The 19,577-nt window shown below is 31.8% G+C and carries 17 protein-coding genes; 15 read left to right on the top strand and 2 right to left on the bottom strand.

Features of this window, described 5'->3' with window-relative positions; all coding sequences use genetic code 11:
* The first annotated feature begins 47 nt into the window (after positions 1–47).
* The 3 genes from IY230_RS04270 to IY230_RS04260 are packed head-to-tail and all read left to right on the top strand — an operon-like array spanning position 48 to position 3,006.
* Positions 48–455 (top strand): DUF2177 family protein, encoded by a 408-nt coding sequence (locus IY230_RS04270; protein WP_196370117.1) that lies wholly within the window; start codon positions 48–50, stop codon positions 453–455.
* A complete protein-coding gene (locus tag IY230_RS04265; RefSeq protein ID WP_196370115.1) occupies positions 452–2,224 on the top strand; it encodes a DegV family protein in 1,773 nt (590 codons plus the stop codon). The genes IY230_RS04270 and IY230_RS04265 overlap by 4 nt, the downstream gene beginning before the upstream one ends.
* On the top strand, positions 2,224–3,006 hold the full coding sequence (locus tag IY230_RS04260) for a DUF1295 domain-containing protein (RefSeq protein ID WP_196370113.1): 783 nt from the start codon (positions 2,224–2,226) through the stop codon (positions 3,004–3,006). Before IY230_RS04265 ends, IY230_RS04260 begins: the two co-directional genes overlap by 1 nt.
* 2 nt (positions 3,007–3,008) lie before the next feature.
* On the opposite strand, the gene IY230_RS04255 is transcribed toward IY230_RS04260, so the two are convergent.
* Positions 3,009–4,256 (bottom strand): GHKL domain-containing protein, encoded by a 1,248-nt coding sequence (locus IY230_RS04255; RefSeq protein ID WP_196370111.1) that lies wholly within the window; start codon positions 4,254–4,256, stop codon positions 3,009–3,011.
* A 99-nt stretch (positions 4,257–4,355) separates the two neighbouring features.
* Positions 4,356–5,087 carry a LytR/AlgR family response regulator transcription factor gene (locus tag IY230_RS04250; RefSeq protein ID WP_196370109.1) on the bottom strand — a complete coding sequence of 244 codons (732 nt, stop codon included), beginning with the start codon at positions 5,085–5,087 and terminating at the stop codon, positions 4,356–4,358.
* 83 nt (positions 5,088–5,170) lie between these two features.
* Between IY230_RS04250 and IY230_RS04245 the strand changes: the two genes are divergently transcribed.
* From IY230_RS04245 to IY230_RS04190, 12 genes are all read left to right on the top strand, one after another.
* The gene (locus IY230_RS04245; RefSeq protein WP_196370107.1) at positions 5,171–5,653 is read left to right on the top strand and encodes a glutathione peroxidase; all 483 of its coding nucleotides are present in this window, start codon (positions 5,171–5,173) and stop codon (positions 5,651–5,653) included.
* 13 nt (positions 5,654–5,666) lie between these two features.
* Positions 5,667–6,737: an ABC transporter permease gene (locus IY230_RS04240; protein WP_196370105.1), complete on the top strand. Its 1,071-nt coding sequence runs from the start codon at positions 5,667–5,669 to the stop codon at positions 6,735–6,737.
* A 1-nt stretch (position 6,738) separates the two neighbouring features.
* Complete coding sequence (locus IY230_RS04235) at positions 6,739–7,419, top strand: ABC transporter ATP-binding protein (RefSeq protein WP_196370103.1); 681 nt, start codon at positions 6,739–6,741, stop codon at positions 7,417–7,419.
* 9 nt (positions 7,420–7,428) lie between these two features.
* Positions 7,429–8,088 carry a diacylglycerol/polyprenol kinase family protein gene (locus IY230_RS04230; RefSeq protein WP_196370101.1) on the top strand — a complete coding sequence of 220 codons (660 nt, stop codon included), beginning with the start codon at positions 7,429–7,431 and terminating at the stop codon, positions 8,086–8,088.
* A gap of 16 nt (positions 8,089–8,104) precedes the next feature.
* Positions 8,105–9,592 carry a phytoene desaturase family protein gene (locus IY230_RS04225; RefSeq protein WP_196370099.1) on the top strand — a complete coding sequence of 496 codons (1,488 nt, stop codon included), beginning with the start codon at positions 8,105–8,107 and terminating at the stop codon, positions 9,590–9,592.
* Complete coding sequence (locus IY230_RS04220; protein ID WP_196370096.1) at positions 9,592–10,452, top strand: phytoene/squalene synthase family protein; 861 nt, start codon at positions 9,592–9,594, stop codon at positions 10,450–10,452. The genes IY230_RS04225 and IY230_RS04220 overlap by 1 nt, the downstream gene beginning before the upstream one ends.
* A 27-nt stretch (positions 10,453–10,479) precedes the next feature.
* Complete coding sequence (locus IY230_RS04215) at positions 10,480–11,262, top strand: DUF92 domain-containing protein (protein WP_196370094.1); 783 nt, start codon at positions 10,480–10,482, stop codon at positions 11,260–11,262.
* 495 nt (positions 11,263–11,757) lie between these two features.
* Positions 11,758–13,359, top strand: coding sequence for an ABC transporter ATP-binding protein (locus IY230_RS04210; protein ID WP_196370092.1), 1,602 nt, complete (start codon positions 11,758–11,760; stop codon positions 13,357–13,359).
* On the top strand, positions 13,359–14,282 hold the full coding sequence (locus IY230_RS04205) for a carbohydrate ABC transporter permease (RefSeq protein ID WP_196370090.1): 924 nt from the start codon (positions 13,359–13,361) through the stop codon (positions 14,280–14,282). Before IY230_RS04210 ends, IY230_RS04205 begins: the two co-directional genes overlap by 1 nt.
* 11 nt (positions 14,283–14,293) lie before the next feature.
* The gene (locus IY230_RS04200; RefSeq protein ID WP_196370088.1) at positions 14,294–15,229 is read left to right on the top strand and encodes a carbohydrate ABC transporter permease; all 936 of its coding nucleotides are present in this window, start codon (positions 14,294–14,296) and stop codon (positions 15,227–15,229) included.
* Positions 15,230–15,261: 32 nt separating this feature from the next.
* The gene (locus IY230_RS04195) at positions 15,262–16,737 is read left to right on the top strand and encodes an extracellular solute-binding protein (protein ID WP_196370086.1); all 1,476 of its coding nucleotides are present in this window, start codon (positions 15,262–15,264) and stop codon (positions 16,735–16,737) included.
* 43 nt (positions 16,738–16,780) lie between these two features.
* Positions 16,781–19,534: an immunoglobulin-like domain-containing protein gene (locus IY230_RS04190; protein WP_196370084.1), complete on the top strand. Its 2,754-nt coding sequence runs from the start codon at positions 16,781–16,783 to the stop codon at positions 19,532–19,534.
* Positions 19,535–19,577 lie beyond the last annotated feature (43 nt).

Raw genomic sequence — 19,577 nt, 5'->3', positions numbered from 1 at the left:
AATCAAAAGGCGTATACTTTAGTCAAGTAATGAAAAGGAGTGTCTAAATGAAAAAGAATGTTATTTTATTTATTATTGCAACTATCGTCTTTTTATTAATTGATTTACTCTGGTTAGGTGTACTTTCAAAAGACCTATACAAAGAAGAGTTAGGTCATTTAATTAGTAATGAGTTTAAACTAGTTCCTGCAGTTATATTCTATATAGCATTTGTTATAGGGCTACTCGTACTCGTATTAAAACCTGGAATTAAAGAAAAATCAATTAAAAAAACTATAATTTACGCACTCATTTATGGGTTTGCTACATACGGAGCATACGATTTAACTAACTATGCCACTATGAAAGACTTCCCACTACTTATTGTTGTCATTGACTTAATTTGGGGGACATCCCTAACTTTAGTAACAAGTATAATAACCTATGTTGTATATAGGAGGTTCTTCGAAAAATGAATGAATTTCAAATGATTGAAAATAAAAGTATGTATGATGCTTTAATTCAGGGTGCTAAAAGAGTAATAGAAAAAAAGGATACATTAAATCAATTAAATGTATTTCCCGTCCAAGATCAAGATACAGGAAATAATTTAAGTGCTTTAATGAAATCAATCATTGAACAGACTAAATTGGGTAACACCATTGATGAAACACTGGAATCCTTAGCAGATGCTGCACTAATCGGGTCACGTGGAAACTCAGGTTTAATCTTTTCTCAATTTCTATATGGTCTTACAAAGGCTCATCAAACTATAGATTATCCTGAATTTATTAGAAGAATTGAATCCGGTGTGATACATGCATACAAGGCCATAAATGAACCAGTTGAGGGCACTATGGTAACGTTGATGCGTAAGCTAAGTGAAACACTAAAAAACACTAAACAACCAATTGATAATATAGAAGCATATGTAGACTATATCATCCAAGAACTTAACATGGCACTTGAACAAACAAAGTTAGAACTTGAAGTTCTAAAAACATTTGGTGTAGTAGATGCAGGGGCACTTGGGTTTACTCTCTTTGTAGAAGGCTTTCTACAAAGCATTACTAATAGAGTTACACAGGATGTTATAGAACCATCAATAAGTTTTGAAGAACCTGAAACCATTGAACATGATCATATGGATATTACTTATCGTTATTGTACAGAGGTACTACTTCAAACAACAACGGATAAGCACACATTAAAAGAACTACTTGATCAATTAGGGGATTCATTAGTAATTGGAGAAACTAAGCGACTTAAACGTGTACACTTACACACCAATCACCCTGAGATCATCGTAGAAAAATTAAGTCATCTTGGACAAATCTTAGAATCAAAAGTAGATGATATGAGAAAACAATACCAAGCTACGCAGGCAAAGGATAATGAGATTTGTATACTAACTGATTCAATTGCTGATCTACCTAAAATATTTGTTGATAGTCACCCTATACATGTCTATCCAATTGGTATCAACTTTAATGATATAGTCTATTACGATAAATTAACAATTAATAACCACCAACTCTTCCACTACATCAGTAAGCATGAAAAGTTTCCTACATCATTTACACCGAGTTTTAAAGCAATCGATGCGCAGATTAATTTTTTATTAAAACACTATAAAAAATTAATCATCTTAACCGTATCTTCAAAAATGAGTGGTATACATAACTTATTTACCAAAGCTCTTGAAGGTTATAAAGATAAAGATGTATTACTCATCGATACCAAACAAAATAGCGTCTCAGAAGGTTTGATTGTTTATGAAGTTGCTAAAATGATTGAACAAAAAATGCCTTTTGAAGACATCAAATTAAAAGTAAATAAATTAGTTAAAAATACTAAAATATTGGTTCACGTAGATACCTTAGATAACATGGTACGAAGTGGTAGAATCAAAAAGAGCCTGGGGACTTTAGGTAAGTTATTAAAACTAAAACCTATTGTATCTATTAATGATGCGGGTGAAGGTGTTGTATTATCAAAAACGATTGGTCAAAAACGTAATATTAATAAACTTGTTAACATGGTAGATCGCATACACAAGACATCAGGTATTGAAAATTACGCAATTGTTCATGTATCTAATTTAAAACTAGCAGAAAAGATAAAGACACAAATTATTAAAAAGATCGGTAAAGCACCGGTATATGTAGGGGAAATATCATCTATTATTGCTATGAACTCAGGGTTAAACTCTATAGCAATTGGATTTATTAGAAAGGATTTATAATGAATTATTTATATATTTATCTTATCTTACTAGCATACTTTCTAATTTGGTATGTCATTGCCCAAATTAAAAAGAATAACGGCTTAGTAGATGTAGCTTGGGGAATGGGAATCGTAGTAAGTGCAGTATCTTCACTCATACTTGGTGATCAATATACGATCACAGGCTTAATTGTTACAGGACTAACAATTATTTGGGGCTTAAGGTTATCTTTATATCTATTTAAAAGAAACTTTAACAAAGAAGAAGATTTTAGATATCAAAACTTTAGAAAAAGATGGAAAACACATGTAAAGTTAAAAGCCTTATTATATGTTTTCTTGACACAGTCCATATTTAGTTATATCATAGCATTACCAATCATCTTGACAAATTTAATATCCAATAAGACATTTGATATAGTAAGTATTATACTTATATCCCTTGGTTCTATGATATTCTTTATTGGCTTTATCTTTGAAGTTCTTGCAGATCACTCACTACAAAAATTTAAAAAAGATCCTTCAAATAAAGGGAAAATTATGCAAAATAATGTCTGGAAGTTTTCCAGACACCCTAATTATTTTGGGGAAGCTACCCTATGGTGGGGAATTGGTATTGCTACATTAGGAACAATGAATATTATAAGTTTTATAGGACTTATAAGTCCGTTAATTATTACATATTTATTACTTTATGTAACAGGTGTTCCATTACTTGAAAAGAAATATAAAACGAATTTGGCATATCAAGCATACGCAAGTAAAACATCAATCTTCTTCCCACTACCACCTAAAAAATGAGCTTAGTTCATAACTGGTAAGAATATCTCTAAGTGATAATAATCTACACCATTATCACTTGTAGTGTAGCGATTTGAAAAACCGTTATATTGAATCAAAATCTTATCAATGATAGAAGCACCAAAGCCATGTTGGAGTTTATCAGCTTTTGTCGATTTTAGGTTAAGACTAGAAAATTTAGCGTTCATAGTATTAACAAAAGATACTTTAATGTATGCATCCATGCGTTCACTATCTATCTTGATTAAACGCTTGGATGCATCTTCCACGTGTAGTAAGGCTTCATAAGCATTTTCTAAAACATTATAAAATAGCTTAATCATATTTATTTCCGAAATGTCTAAATTAAAGTTAATATAGAAAATCGATTCAAAATTTGCTCCAATAGCTACAAATCGCTTTCTATAGTCATTTAAGAGTGCATCATATACGAGATTATTTGAATATTTATTATAGTTAATTTGAAGACTATCAAGTTCCATATTAGAGTCACTTACAATATGTTTAATGGAATCCAGGTCGCCTCTATCAGCTAGAGTGGCAATAGAGTTTAAGACTTTATTATAGTCATGCTTAAAGCGTAGTAGTTCTTGAGTTTGGGTTTCAAAGACTTTATAGTGATCTAGTTGATAGCTTAGTTGTTTCCTTAAAGTATCCGTATGTGTCTTAAACACACTAAAGTAAGTAGAGTTAGCGGTAAACAATCTAAGTAGTAGATAGATACCCTCTACACTAAATGCAAGTAATAATAAGATAATGTTATACCATCTAAATGGAAGCACTTCGGTGGTTGCACTCATCCAAATTAGATTGATTATTAAAATTACTTGAATAGATATAATGAGTAATAAGTTACTACGTTGAGAAAAGAAGTCTTTAAGTTTATCAGATAAAAGTTTAGCATCAAAAAGAAGTAGCAAAATTAAGGAAACAGTATATGCAAGTGCTTGGCTTAAATGATAATAATTAGAACTATATATCCAGGTAAGTGTTAACTGATTTTGCTCAATAAGAGCAAATAAACTTGAAAAGAATATAAAGTCTACATAGATTTTAAGGATTGCATTTAAGGATAAAAAAGTTATATTAAAGATGTTTGTTTTATAGACCAGTGATAAGGCGAGTGGGTAAGTTATGAAAGATAATAAACCTAAATAGCCGACACTTAATCCAAATGGTAAGACGGTGACGAATTGAATAAGTATCGTAAGTAAGAATATAATAAAACCGATATAATAGTGCGCTCTCAAAACAAAATATTTTGAATATATTCTGATATAAAAATATGAAAAAACGCTGGATATTAAAATAGCAAAACTAATATTAAGTATATCCATGATAGTCTACCTTCATTTCAAACGATTTTGGTTGTTATAGTTAAACAGTTTATCTTTGACTACTTCATAATTGTTCCTAGAAACAGGAAGCACAACACCATTTTTTAAATAAACATCTGTCTTAGAAAGTTTTAAAATATATTGCATATTCACTAAAAATGAACGGTGAATCAGAATGAAAGGTTTATCTTCAAGTTCTGTTACTAAGTCACTAATCTTATAATAATACTCTATGCGTTCTTTGTTTGATTTATGACAAATAACGAATCGCTTATAACTTTCAAAATAAGCAATCTCACTAAAAGGTATTAAATAATTTTCTTGTTTGGTTGTAATGGAAAATAAAGGTTCACTGTTATGTGATTTAACTTGATTATAAACATTTATAAATACATCATCAAATTTATCATCATGTAAATCTTTAATTAAGTAATGAGATGCATTTGCATCAAATGCATTAAATACATAATCTGTAGAAGAAGTTAAGAAAATAATTTTAACGGCACTGTTTAATTTACGAATCCTCAAAGCTGTTTCAATACCGTTGATACCGCCCATAACAATATCTAAATAGATAATTTGAAATTGGTTAGGGCGATCCTCTAAGTGAAACAGTAAAGCTTCACCGCTATGAAAGCGGTGAATATCTAAATCGATTGGAAGTTTTCTTGCAATAGATTCAAGTTTTGATTGATAATGATCTAAAAATATTTGCTCATTATCACATATAGCTATAGAAATCATGGCATCCCCCATAGATGTGGTTCGTATAATAATTATACTATAATTAAAAGAATAAAAAATTATAAAAAGGAAGGAATCAAAAAATGAGTATCTATCAAATACGTGTTGAAGATATGCACAATAATATTGTTACCTTAGATTCATATAAAGGTAAGGTTCTGTTAATCGTTAACACAGCTACAACATGTTTTTTCACACCACAGTATGACGGACTACAAAAATTGTATGCAACATACAAAGATAAAGGGTTTGAAATCTTAGATTTTCCAAGTAATCAATTTAAAGATGCTAAAGATAGTGTTGAAACAATTGATGAGTTTTGTGTGAACAACTATAAAACAGATTTCAAAAGATTTACTAAAATAGAGGTGAATGGACCAGATGAGTCTATTTTATATACCTATTTAAAAAGACATCAAAAAGGGTTATTTAATAAAAATATCAAGTGGAATTTCACTAAGTTTTTAGTAGACCAAAATGGCCGCGTTATTAAACGTTATGCACCACTTGTAAAACCCGAAAAAATAGCAAAAGACATTGAAAAACTATTAAATAAAGATAAATAAGGAGGTAATGTATATGTTTTTAGCAATAAAAGAATTAAAGTACACCAAGGGTAAATTTGCATTAATTATCTCTGTGATAGTATTAATTAGTTATTTAGTATACTTTTTAACCTCACTCGCATATGGTTTGGCTTCATCTTATACCAATGCAGTGAATAAATGGGGTTCAGATGAGGTTGTTATTACGGTGGACTCTAATGACTCTATTATGATGTCATTTATGACCAATAACGATTTTGATTCATTAGAAGTAGATGGCATTAAAGCTAGAATAGGTTTGTTTCCGGCAGTTATTAATAATCCAAATGCAGAAGTGAATGTGGATTCAAGAATAAATGTATATTTTTTCGGTATTGATAATGATTCTTTCTTAAAACCTACAGAGGTTCGTAATTTAACGCTTCAAGATAATGAAGTTGTTGTAGATGATTCACTTAAAAAAGAAGGTTATGAGATTGGAAGTACAATTGCTGTATCAGGAACAGATACGGTATTTACAATCATTGGTTTTTCTACAAAAAGTACGTATCAAACAGCACCTGTAATCTATATGGCAATGGAGACATGGCAAAAATATAGATACAGTACAGAAACACCACCGGATTTATATAGTGGCATTATTGTACGAGGTTCAACTGGCAATTTAGATATAAAGTTAGCTACATATACTACAGCTAACTATATTGCAACACTACCAGGTTATACTGCACAAGTCTTAACTTTTGGTACAATGATTATTTTCTTAATTATCATTGTAGCGTTTGTATTAGGAATTTTCATATATGTACTAACCATTCAAAAAACACCAATGTTTGGTGTCATGAAAGCACAAGGCATTTCTAATTTTTATATTGCAAATTCGGTGGTTACTCAGACATTCTTACTTGTATTCATTGGTATATTTATTGGTTTAATCTTAACGATTGTATCCGGCATCTTCTTAGGTGATATTATACCGTTTGCGATCAACACCTTATTTTATGGTGTGATAACAGTTGCATTTTTCTTATTTGGTTTCTTAGGTGCGCTTTTCTCAGTACGCGCTGTACTTAAGATAGATCCATTAAAAGCTATAGGGGGATAATATGAAAGCACTTATTGAAATGATCAATGTATCCAAAGATTTTTTACAAGGTGATAATGTAATTTCGGCACTAAAACCAACAAATTTTATAGCATATGAAGGTGAACTGATTGGTATTATTGGACCTTCAGGATCTGGTAAATCTACATTTTTAACCATTCTCGGTGGTCTACAAAAGCCAACTACTGGTAAAGTATTAATTAATGGAAAACCGTTTAGTGAACTCACGAATGACCAAAAATCAAAAATAAGACTAGACCAAATTGGGTTTATCTTACAAGCTTCAAACTTAATTCCATTTTTAACTGTTAAAGAACAAATGGTTTTATATAACAAAATCACTAAAACTAAAGTAAATAATGAATGGATGAACGAGTTATTTGAAAAGTTGGGTGTAGATAAGTTAAGAAATAAATACCCAAGTGCATTATCTGGAGGGGAACGCCAACGTGCAGCAATTGCTAAAGCGTTGTATCACCAACCAAATGTTATCTTTGCTGATGAACCAACTGCGAGTTTAGATACTACCAAGGCATTTGAAGTAATTAAGTTACTGGCAAGAGAGACTAAAGCACAAAAGAAAGCTACCATCATGGTGACCCATGATGAGCGCTTATTAGAGTATTGTGATAAGGTATATGTCATTGTTGATGGTGTATTAACCTTAAGACAAAAATCATAAGAGGTGTCTATGCATATTCTTTATTACTTATTATCATCATATGGGTTTATAGGTTTAATGATAGGTTTATCAACCATCTTAAGTAAAAAAGGTATTATTGGTGAAGAAGGTAGTAGAAAATTTATTCATATAGGTGTATCGAATTGGTATTTTATTGCACTGATCTTTATGCAAGATCCAAGCGATATACTTATTACCTTAATTCCACCGGTATCATTTATTGTATTAAACTATATTTCTTATAAGACAAATCTAATTAAGTCAATGGAGCGTAATGGTAAGGGAAATTTGGGTACAGTATATTACCCAATCTCCCTTACAATACTCATATTCTTCTCATTTTATGTCTTAAATAATGCTTATATTGGTTTATTGGGTGTTATGATTATGGGTTATGGTGATGGATTAGCCGCTGTATTTGGTAAAAAATATGGCACAAAAGATATTGGACACGGTAAAACGGTTGTAGGTGTAGTTACAATGTTTATCGTATCTTTAATTGCTGGAAGTCTAATTATTATCTATTCAAACAGTTTAATGCGTCTTTGGATTGCATTAGCAGTTGCAGTATTTGCAACTTTAACAGAATATTTAACACCTAAAGGACTGGATAACCTATCCGTACCATTAGGTGCCTCATTTATGTATTATTTACTATTACTTATTTAAGAAAGAGGATTTTAAATTGAAAAAAATAGCGATTATTGGTGCAGGAACAGCAGGTTTAGCCTCAGCTATTCGTCTTAAGGCACTTGGATATGATGTGACCATCTATGAAAAGAATGAAAAAGTAGGTGGCAGAATGTATCAAATTAAGGAAGATGGGTTTACATTTGATGTAGGACCAACGATTGTTATGATGCCAGATATATATAAAGAAGTATTTAAAGTTAGTGGTGTAGACTATAAAGATTATATTGACATGGTACGCGTTGATCCAATGTTTGAAATCAAATATCGTGACAAGACCAACTTAATCGCTACTAACGATTTAGTTGAAATGACGATTGAAAACGAAAAGATTAGCGAAGAAGATGCTCAAGGTTATCTAGCATATTTAGCAGATGTCTATAAACGTTATTTAGTTGCTAAAAATCACTTTATTGATCGTAGTTTTAGAAAACCAACAGATTTTTATAATCCTAAAATGCTATATCAAGGTATGAAATTAAAAACATTTAATTCTGCTTATAAATCAATTGCTAAGTTTGTTAAAAATGAAAAATTAAGACAATCTTTAGCATTCCAGACACTATATATTGGTATATCACCATATAATGGACCATCAATATACACAATTATTCCAATGATTGAATTACTATATGGTGTTCACTATATTAAAGGTGGTATGTATAGTATGGCCAAAGCTATGGAGAAAAGATTTTTAGAGATGGGTGGTAAAATCTTACTTAACCAAAATGTAGAAGAATTACTTATTGAGAAAAAAGAAATCAAAGCATTAAAAGTTGATGGTAAAGTGACCCAGAACTATGATGCTGTTTTAACCAATGCGGATTTTCCATGGGTTATGAACAACTTAATCAAAGAAAAGAAAAATAAAGGAAAATATACTGAAAAGAAAGTCAATAAAATGCTATATTCTTCCTCATCATTTATACTATACATCGGTACTAAAAAACGTTATGACTTAAAAACTCATACATTCTTCTTTACCAATGACTTCAATGGTAACATTAATGACATATTTGTAGGTAATACACCTAAAGATCCATCATACTATGTATACACACCAAGTCGTATAGATAGTTCCATGGCACCAGAAGGTAAAGAATCAATGTATGTTCTAGTTCCGGTACCTAATAAATCAGATAGCCCTGAAAAATGGGATGATAAAGCAGTAGAAACATATAAGAATAAAATATTAAATATGATGTCTGAGCATGAAGTATTTAAAGACATCAAAGATAATATAGATTATCTTAACGTATATAGTCCAAATGATTTTGAATCTAAATTCAATCTACAATTTGGTGCAACCTTCGGTCTTCGTCCAACGTTACTTCAATCAAACTACTATAGACCACAAAATAAATTTAGATATTTAAAGAATTTATATTCAGCTGGTAGTAGTAATCACCCAGGTGCAGGTGTTCCGATTGTTTTAAATAGTGCAAAATTAGCAGTAAATGAACTGCATAAGGATCTTAAATAATGATGAAATTATCTAAACAACTCAAAAGTGATTTTAATAAGTGTGAATTAATTATAAAAGAAAACTCTAAAACCTTTTATAAGGCTTTTAGTATGCTAAAAGCCAAGCAAGATCGCCAAGCGATCTATGCAATATATGCTTATTGTAGAGTTGTAGATGATGCCATTGATGAATATAAAGATATTGATTTACTAAATAGTTATGAATCAAAATTAATGGATATGATTAAAGGGGACGTACCAACGGATTTTATCTTTAGAAGTTTAAATGAAGTAATTAAGCATTATTACCCTAAAGCGTATGATTTTAAACCATATTTTGACTTAATTGAAGGGCAACGACAGGACTTCTTGTTTACACAACCCAAAACACTTGATGATTTATTAAAGTATTGTTATCATGTAGCGGGTGTTGTAGGCGAGATGTTAAGTTATGTACTAGCACCAAAAAGTGTAATTGGCGAATTAAAGCTTGTAGCAAGAAACTTAGGTGAAGCGATGCAAATTACAAATATTTTAAGAGATATTGGTGAGGATCGTAAAAGAAAACGCATCTATATCCCTTTAGATGTCATGCATCAATTTAATTACACACAAAAAGATTTAGAATTAGGTGTAGTCAATCACGGGTTCATAGAAATGTTTGAATACCTTGCAAATTATGCGCATAAAAAATATGAAATTGCATTAGAAAAACTACACCTATTTAAACCAGATGCTAGAAAGCCGCTCTTACTAGCATCCAAGATGTATGAAGAAATTATTCATACCATTAGATTGAATAACTATGATGTATATAACATTAGAAGTGTTGTATCTGATGAAAGAAAAAGGGAAATTGTTTCAAGTATTTATAAGTAATATACATTAAGGAGCATGAACTAGCATATGTTTGCACCATATATCATCGGTCTATTATTAAGTTTATCGGTAGCATTTGTTGCATATAAGAAAAGATCACTGACACTCAGTGGTTTTGTCACTGCCAGTATTATTGGTATGCTATTTTATGCTTTTGGATCCTATATTGCTTGGAGTATACTTATTTTCTTCTTTATTAGTTCAAGTATTATTTCTAAGTTCAATAAAAACGAAAAAGAGAAATTTGGAAGAGACTACATTCAAGTGATTTCTAACTCGGTAGTATCCTTATTTTTCTTAACACTATATTATTTTTTACATGATTTAACATATCTTATTGTCGCTGTGGTTGCTATAGCAGCATCCACAGCTGACACTTGGGCTTCTGAAATAGGTAGTTTAAGTAAAGGTAAAACCTACTCCATAGTTACATTTAAAGCTATGGAAAAAGGTTTATCTGGAGCTGTGAGTATGCTTGGTGTAGTAGCTTCATTTTTAGGCGCATCAATCATTAGTTTGACGTTTTCAGCACTCTACTTTTTAAGTGAAGGATTTAGTCTTGACGTGCTTATAGAATTTAGTGTAGTTATTACAATAGCTGGATTTTTTGGTAGTATTTTAGATAGCTACTTAGGTGTATTTTTACAAGCGAAATATAAAGACATAAAAAGTGGAAAAATAGCGGAAATGATATCAAATACCGAGCATTTTATACTTATATCGGGCAAAAAATTTGTTAATAACAGTACTGTAAATTTCATTATGGTTTTGACTATTTCACTAGTCACGTATCTATTATTAGTCATCTAAAAATTTCGTCTGACGGACAAGAATGTAAACGTTTTACATTTTATACTATACAACAAATATAAAATATGATACAATGAATAGTCATGGACAATACCATTATAAATATCTATGGCACTTCAACCGAATAAAGGATAGATTGTTAGATCTTTAAGTGATCAAACTTAAGTATAAATACCTAGTCAATCGGGTATATCATTACATCATAGATGTAAGCGTTTACCCGAAAATCCGGAAAATGCGACTAGAAAATATACTTAATGTATGCACAAATAGAACTCGAATTCTTGAAATTATTTAGCGTATGAAGTATAATAACAAATGTCGGAGGTATTAAAATGATATTTTATTGTGCTGCTTCAAAGAATGCTAATATATATGAGACAACACGAACAGACTTCATTTTTTTATCTAAACCTATTTATAGCGTAAAACACACGGGTGTGTAGTTTTGCGTTTTTTTAATATTGTTATAAATCAAAAGGAGTGTACAACACAATGGAAATTAAACTCGAGGGTTTAACCAAGGTATTTACAGATTTAAAAGCAAAGACTGAAACTAGAGCTGTATCTAATTTAGATATTGTGATTCCGTCAGGCAAACTAGTTGGTCTTCTAGGACCATCAGGATGTGGAAAATCAACAACATTATATATGATTTCCGGATTACTTTACCCAACTGAAGGTAGAATCTTTTTTGGTGATGAAGACGTAACTGAATTATCACCAGAAAAAAGAGGTATTGGATTAGTTTTCCAAAACTATGCATTATATCCTCATATGACTGTACGAAAGAACATACTATTTCCTTTAGAAAATATGAACATTCGTAAAAGATCAATTGAAGAAGCATATAAGAAAGCGCATTTGATTGAAACACCAAATGAAGCTAAAACCTTATATGAGTATGAAGATAGATCAGAGTCTTTAAAAAATAAATATCGAAGACATGAATCCGAGTTAAAAGCACAATACCAAAGTGCCAAACTAGCATTTGAAAAAGAATTTAAAGAAGCACAGGTTAAAACTCCGGAATTAAAGCAAGCGCTTAAGGATAACTTAGCAAGTCTTAAACTAGACTTAAACAATAAAGTTAAAGTATTCGAAAACAAATACTTAGAAGAAAAAGCTAAGATTACACCAGCAAACTTGAAAGAATTAAAAGACATAATTAATACAACTTATGCTGAAGTTGAAAAAGCATTTGAAACTAAAGCAAAAGCAATTAAAAAAGAATTAAGTGGAGCTCATGCAAACAAGAATGAACTTCAAGCAAAATATGAAATTGAAATTGAAAAAATTATGCCTGAGTCTGTAAGTATTGTTAAAAAAGCAAAAGCAATCAACTACAAGAAACAAATGAATGATGATGCTGTTGCAATGGCTAAATTAGTTGGTATTGAAGATCAACTAGATAAAACACCTGCTCAATTATCAGGTGGTCAACAACAACGTGTTGCGATTGCCAGAGCGTTAGTTAAAAAACCTAGAGTTTTACTACTTGACGAACCACTTTCAAACCTAGATGCTAGATTAAGACTTCAAACTAGAGAAGAAATCAAACGTATCCAAAGAGAAACTGGTATTACAACAGTATTCGTTACCCACGACCAAGAAGAGGCAATGTCAATTTCTGATGAAATTATGTTAATGAACTTTGGTGAAGAACAACAAACTGGTGTTCCTCAAGAAGTTTACAACGAACCAGAAAACCTGTTTTCTGCTAAATTCTTAGGAACACCGCCTATTAGTGTTTATAGCGCAACAATTGAAAACCAAAAAGTTTCAATTGATGGGAAAGTTGTCTTTGAATCTAAGAAATTAGATAAAGACCTTAAAGGTGAAGTAGTTCTAGGGGTAAGACCTGAAGGTTATGAACTATCTGATAATGGTTCATTACTAGTTGAGCCGCTTTTTGTAGAAACAATCGGTAGAGACTTAGCACTAGTTTCTAAACATAAAAATTTACAATCTGATTCTATGAGAATTATTTTAACAAATGAAAATTTAGACTTGAAAAATAAGAAAGAAATTAAGTTCAATCTTAAACCAAATAAAACTTATATTTTTGATAAGGTTAGTGGTAGGAGATTAGCGTAATGTTAGAAAATAAAAAAGATTATAAAGCGTGGTTGTATATAGCCTTGCCGTTGATCTTATTATCACTGTTTACGTTCTATCCTTTGATCAAGACAGTCTTAATATCATTTTTCTCCGGCTATAACTCCATTGCTGATGATTTTGGCACTTACTTTGACGCTGCAGCATACATGGCATTATTTAAAGACCCATATTATATTGGTGCTTTAAAGAATACAATGTTACTCGTCTTTGTATCTGTTCCAATTTCAACCATATTAGCAATACTTATTGCTGTAGCACTAAATTCAATTAAGCCGCTACAAAGAATATTCCAAACAATATTCTTCATTCCATATGTAACCAATACACTTGCTATTGGTATGGTATTTGCCGTAATGTTTTCACACCCATTAACTCAAGGTGTGGTTGCAGAAGGTCTTATCAATACATTATTTGAAATGACAACTGACTGGATTGGACCTACAGCTACATATAATAACTGGATGTTTGTAGTATTAATATATACTATATGGAGTGCACTTCCATTTAAGATTTTAGTATTTATAGGTGGATTACAAAACATCTCTAAACAATACTATGATGCAGCTAAAATTGATGGTACACCAAAACGTAGAGTATTAACAAAAATTACAATACCTTTATTATCACCATTAATTAGTTACATTTTGATTACTTCATTCATTGGTGCATTTAAAGCGTATGAATCTGTACTTGCGGTTGCAGGCACAGGCGCTAGATTATCACCCGACAGATGGACCTCAGTTGCTTATGTTTATGACAAAATCAACCAATATGGTCTAGATGGAAATGGCATTTCTTACTATTCTAGAGGTGCAGCAGGTGCGGTAATACTATTCTTAATCATATTAGTATTTACAATTGTGAACTTATACGTAAGTAAAAAACGTGTTCATTACTAAGGAGGAAAAAAATGACAGCAAATGCGAATTTTAAAGTTGATTATAAAGTCAACCAGAAACTAAAAGCTCAAAAATCAGCAGCCTTCTTAGGTAAGTTTGGTATATACTTTTTCTTGGCTATTATGTCGATTATAGTAATCATTCCATTTTATTGGATGTTAAACGTATCACTACAAAGTACCGATGAAGTGCTAAACTCTCTTAATGTAAGTTTATTCCCTAAAGAGTTTTCTCCCAAAAACTACATTAATGTATTCTTATATACATCAAGTACAACAAACATTAATTTTCCTAGATATTTAACAAACACACTTGTAGTAGCAGTATTCTCTACTGTAGGTGGAACAATATTTTCGATTATTGTGGCTTTTGCACTAGCAAGATTAAACTTTAAAGGTAAAGATTTAATTTTCACTATCTTACTTGCAACAATGATGATTCCTGGTGAAATGATGGTTATTTCTAACTTTGTTACAGTAGCCAAATTTGGGTGGGTAGATGCCCAAGGTGTTGGATCTTATTTAGCGATGATTGTGCCATTTATGGTCTCAATCTTCCATATTTACTTATTAAGACAGACATTTAAACAAATTCCTAACGAATTATATTATGCAGCAAAAGTTGATGGTTGTGGCGATTTCAAATACTTAGTACGTGTTATGGTACCTATGGCAAAATCATCTATCATTACAATTGTTATCTTAAAGCTAATGGGAACATGGAACGCTTATATTTGGCCAAACTTAGTTGCTCACGAGGAATATCGTTTAGTAACTACATGGTTAAGAGGTTCATTTATTGACCAAGCAGAATCAGGCGTTGGTCGTCCATTATTAAACTATCAAATGGCTGCAACAGTGATTGTTACAGTTCCATTATTACTCTTATTTATTTTCTTTAGAAAGTACATTATGAGTGGTGTTTCTAGATCGGGAGTTAAAGGTTAATAGCCAAATTCAATTTTTAAAAGGAGAAAGACATGAAAAAAATATTACTAAGCATTATCATGGTTGCTTTCACATTCACCTTAGTAGCATGTGATGGTGATCGTGTACCGGGTGGTGGTGATCGTGTACCGGGTGGTAGTGGAAAACTTGTTGAGTGGTATGAATTATCACCAGATACAGAGTTTGATACCGAAACACCAGTAACAATTCATTTCTGGCACAGAATGGGTGCAGCAAATGAAGAAATGGTGACCAAGTGGGTTACAGAATTTAAAGAAATGTATCCAAATATTACTGTTGTACTAACAAAAGCTGGTGCAGACTATAATCAACTAGCTGAGAAAGTGAGTTTATCTATTCCTGCTGGTAATACACCAGATATCGCAGAGAGTTATCCAGACCATATTTCACGTTATGCGATTGCAAAAGCACCTCTGGCATTAAACAACTTTATTAGCCATCCAACACTAGGATACTCTGAAGAAGAATTAGCAGACTTCTTACCATCTCTATGGGCTGAAGGTACTTCATATGATAACGAAGGTACAGTATTATCTTTACCATTTACAAAATCAAGTGAAGGTTTCTTCTATAACAAGACATACTTTGACCAACATTCATTAAATGGTAAAACATATACAGAACACGTAGAAGCTGGCCTAACATGGGAAACTCTATTTGAGATTGCACAAGATATTAAATCTCGTGAACCACAAGCAATTCCATTTGGTTATGACTCAGAAGATAACATGTTTATCACTGGATCAGAACAATGGGGTGCTCCTTATACAGGTTATAATGCTGAAACTGGACGTGGTGAAGTATTATTTAACAATGCTCAATCTAAAGAAATGATCAAATACTTTAAAGATAAAGTAGATAAAAACTTAATGTTAACTAGAACACTAAATGCTGAAGCATTCACATCTGACATCTTCAAAACTGGCGAAAAACTATACATGTATGTAGGTTCAACCGGTGGTACAAGATATGCTTATGATGCATCATCATTTAATAAAGGTGTTCGAGTTGGTGTTGCACCACTTCCTCACTTCGAAGGTAAAGAACGTGCTCAAATTCAACAAGGACCAAACATTAACTTATTCAAACAAGACAATGAGCAACGTATGATCGCTGCTTGGTTATTTGCTAAATACATGATTTCAGCAGAAAAAACAGCAGAGTATGCAATTCCTTCAGGATATGCACCAATCCGTTATTCTGCATATGAAACAGAAACATGGACAAATTATGTAGCTGGTATTAAAGAAAATCCAACTACATTAGCAGAAGCACAAAATAAACTTGTTAAAGAAGCGATTGATATGTTTAGAAATAATGGTGATATCTTCTTTACTTCAGCAGTATTTAATTTAAGTTCTAAAACAAGAACTGAAGTTGGACCATTATTAGTTAAAATATTCTCATATAAAGCAACAAGTGATGAAGATTTAAATACATACATTGATAGAGAATACCAAAACACTTATAATTTTATTACCAATTGATTTATTCATGCTATTTACAAAAATCTAAAAGGAGAGAAAATACATGAAAAAAATATTAAGTTTTATTGCAATCCTGCTTGTTGGTTTAGTCCTAGTGGCTTGTGAACCTACAGTTAAGGAAGATGGGGCTCAAGCTAAATTAGATACGGCTCATGCAGGTATGGACATTTTAATTAGTGATCCATCAAATATTACAGCAAACTTCGTTGTACCAAGCATGCTTGCTGGTGGAATTGAAGCTGTATGGACATCAGATAATCCAGGTGTTATTTCATTTGGAGATGCTGTTAACAATGAAGTTACAGCAACTGTAAACCGTCCAGCTAAAGGTCAAGGCGATGCTACTGTTAAAATTACAGCTACTTTAAAATTAAAATCAGAATTATCTGATGAAATCTTAGAGAAGAAATGGGAAAAAACATTAACTGTTAAAGAAAATACAGTAGAAGAAATTGAAATCAACACAATTGCTGACATTCTAGCTATCAGAGATGAAACTTATGATGGTGGCGAATATACAGTAACGATTCCAAACGTAACAATCTTTGCAAAAGGTGATGTATTCTTTGGTTATGATGGAACAGCTATTATTCAATTATTCAACAGCCAAACAACTTTTGAAGTTGGTAAAGTATACGATGTTACTGGTGCTTTAGAATGGTACTTCGGTATTTGGGAATTAGTGAAATCTACAGGTGTTGAAAAAACATCTGCAACACCACAATACCCAAATAAAGAAACTGTTAACAGTGTTGATTCTAAGATCAGTGAATTAACAACAGCAGGTGAACATAATTATCCAGCTGTTGCAGACGGAAACTTTGAACCAATTTATGCAACTGTTAAAGGTAATATCTTCATGATTGAAGGCGATTCAGGTAACTATAATACTTACATTATTGATGCAGCTAAAGATGCATTAGTATTAGGTGAACCAGATACACCTGCAAGCGGCTTTATGTTCTATTACGGAACAGCTGATTTCCCTTACGTACGTAGTTTTGCAGGCTTTGAAGTTGAAATGGATGTAGTTATTTATACATACAGATCAAATAACTTAGCATTTGCTGTTTACTATGTTGGTGGAGAAGAAGGCATTACTGCAAACTTAAATGAAGAACAAAAAGTTGACGTTGCTAAAAGCGCACTTAAATTACCAGTTGAAGTTTACAAAGAAAATCAAACATTAACATTAGCTAATAAATCTGATGAAGTAAATATCGCTTGGTCATTCAAAGATTCAGAAGATGCAAACAACGCATTAATTAAATTAGCTGATGGTAAAGTAACACTTCCAGCATCTGGTCAAAAAGATGTTAAATTAGTTGCTACATTGACATTAGGTGAAGTTTCAACTACTAAAGAATTTACAATTAGAGTGGGCGAAGTTGCTCCATCAACAATTGCTGAAGTTTTAGCAGCTACTAACAATACCTATAAATTTATGATTACAGGTACTGTATTAGGGTACAATGCACATAGACAAATTTCTGTTGCTGACGAAACTGGTGCAATCACTGTATATGCTTCAGTAGATGATGCAGCTGACTTAGCATTATTAGTTGGTAAACAAGTAGAAGTTATTGGTACTAGAACAGTATTTAGCGGATTAATCCAATTAGGTAGTCCAGAAGTTACTGATTTAGAATTAGATGGTACACTGCCGGTAGCTACAGACCTTAGAACAATCACTTTATGGGATGCAGAAAGTCTATTACCATTCCAATCAAATTTAGTTTCAGTTTCTAACTTAAAGGTTAAAGAAGTTATCGCTAATGATTACGGTAACGTTGAATTAATCTTAGAAGATGAAGTTACATTAAAGACTATTAGATTCTACTGGGATTCAAGACAACCACTAGTTGGTTCATCTGACTTCATTAAGGGCTTAAAAGTTGGTGATTATGTGTCATTTACAGATGCATTATTAACTTGGAGATCAAATAATGGCGCAATTGGTATTCACGCTGCAACACAAGTTGCTGTAGGTGAATCACCAGTGTTAACTGATGCAGATGAATTAGCATTAGACAAACAATTATTAGAATTACCAGCATCAACACTAGAATCATTAGAATTACCTGCGACATTAGCAAACGGTACAACAGTAGTATGGACATCATCACATCCAGAAGTTTTAGGCAACGATGGTACATACACTAAACCAGCAGCTGATACTGTAGTTACATTAACAGCAGCTTTAACAAATGGTGAAGCAACAGACACTAAAGTGTTTGAAATCACTGTAAAAGCTGAAGCAGCAGTTGAAACTGTAGCTTACACATTTGATTTTGGGATTGTTCAAAAGACAGGTTATGGTGCAGGAAATTTAGTTTTCTCAAATACAAATGGGGATTCATTTACATTAGACAAAAATAGAGTACAGATTTATACAAATACTTTTGCACCATGGATTGACAGTGCTGCATATCTAGTAATGGCACCTATTTCAGGAGCTACTCATTCTTACATTCAATTTGATTTAACTGCTGCTGCTTATGCAAACGCATCAAAAATCGAATTTGACTTCGCAGTATCTAATCAAAATAATCATGATCAAACAGTAGCGTTAGCAGGTTCATCAGTAAGAGTTGAAAAACTTGAAGGTGAAAATTGGGTTACAGTTGGTGATGATGTATTTAGTCAATTAACTAAAGATGCATTAACCACTGTTTCAATTAACCTCACTGGTGCTGGAACATATAGATTAGTCTATGAAGCACCAGCTGCTACATCAACTACAAACACAGCTTATGCTATTGGTGTAGATAACCTAAAGATTTACGTAATTAATTAATTAATTATTTATATTTCATAGCAATATAGCAAGTATAATGTGA

The sequence above is a fragment of the Acholeplasma laidlawii genome, from assembly GCF_015709225.1.
In the GTDB taxonomy this organism is placed as follows: Bacteria; Bacillota_I; Bacilli_A; order Acholeplasmatales; family Acholeplasmataceae; genus Acholeplasma; species Acholeplasma laidlawii_A.
This window is presented reverse-complemented; position numbering and strand designations above follow the sequence as displayed.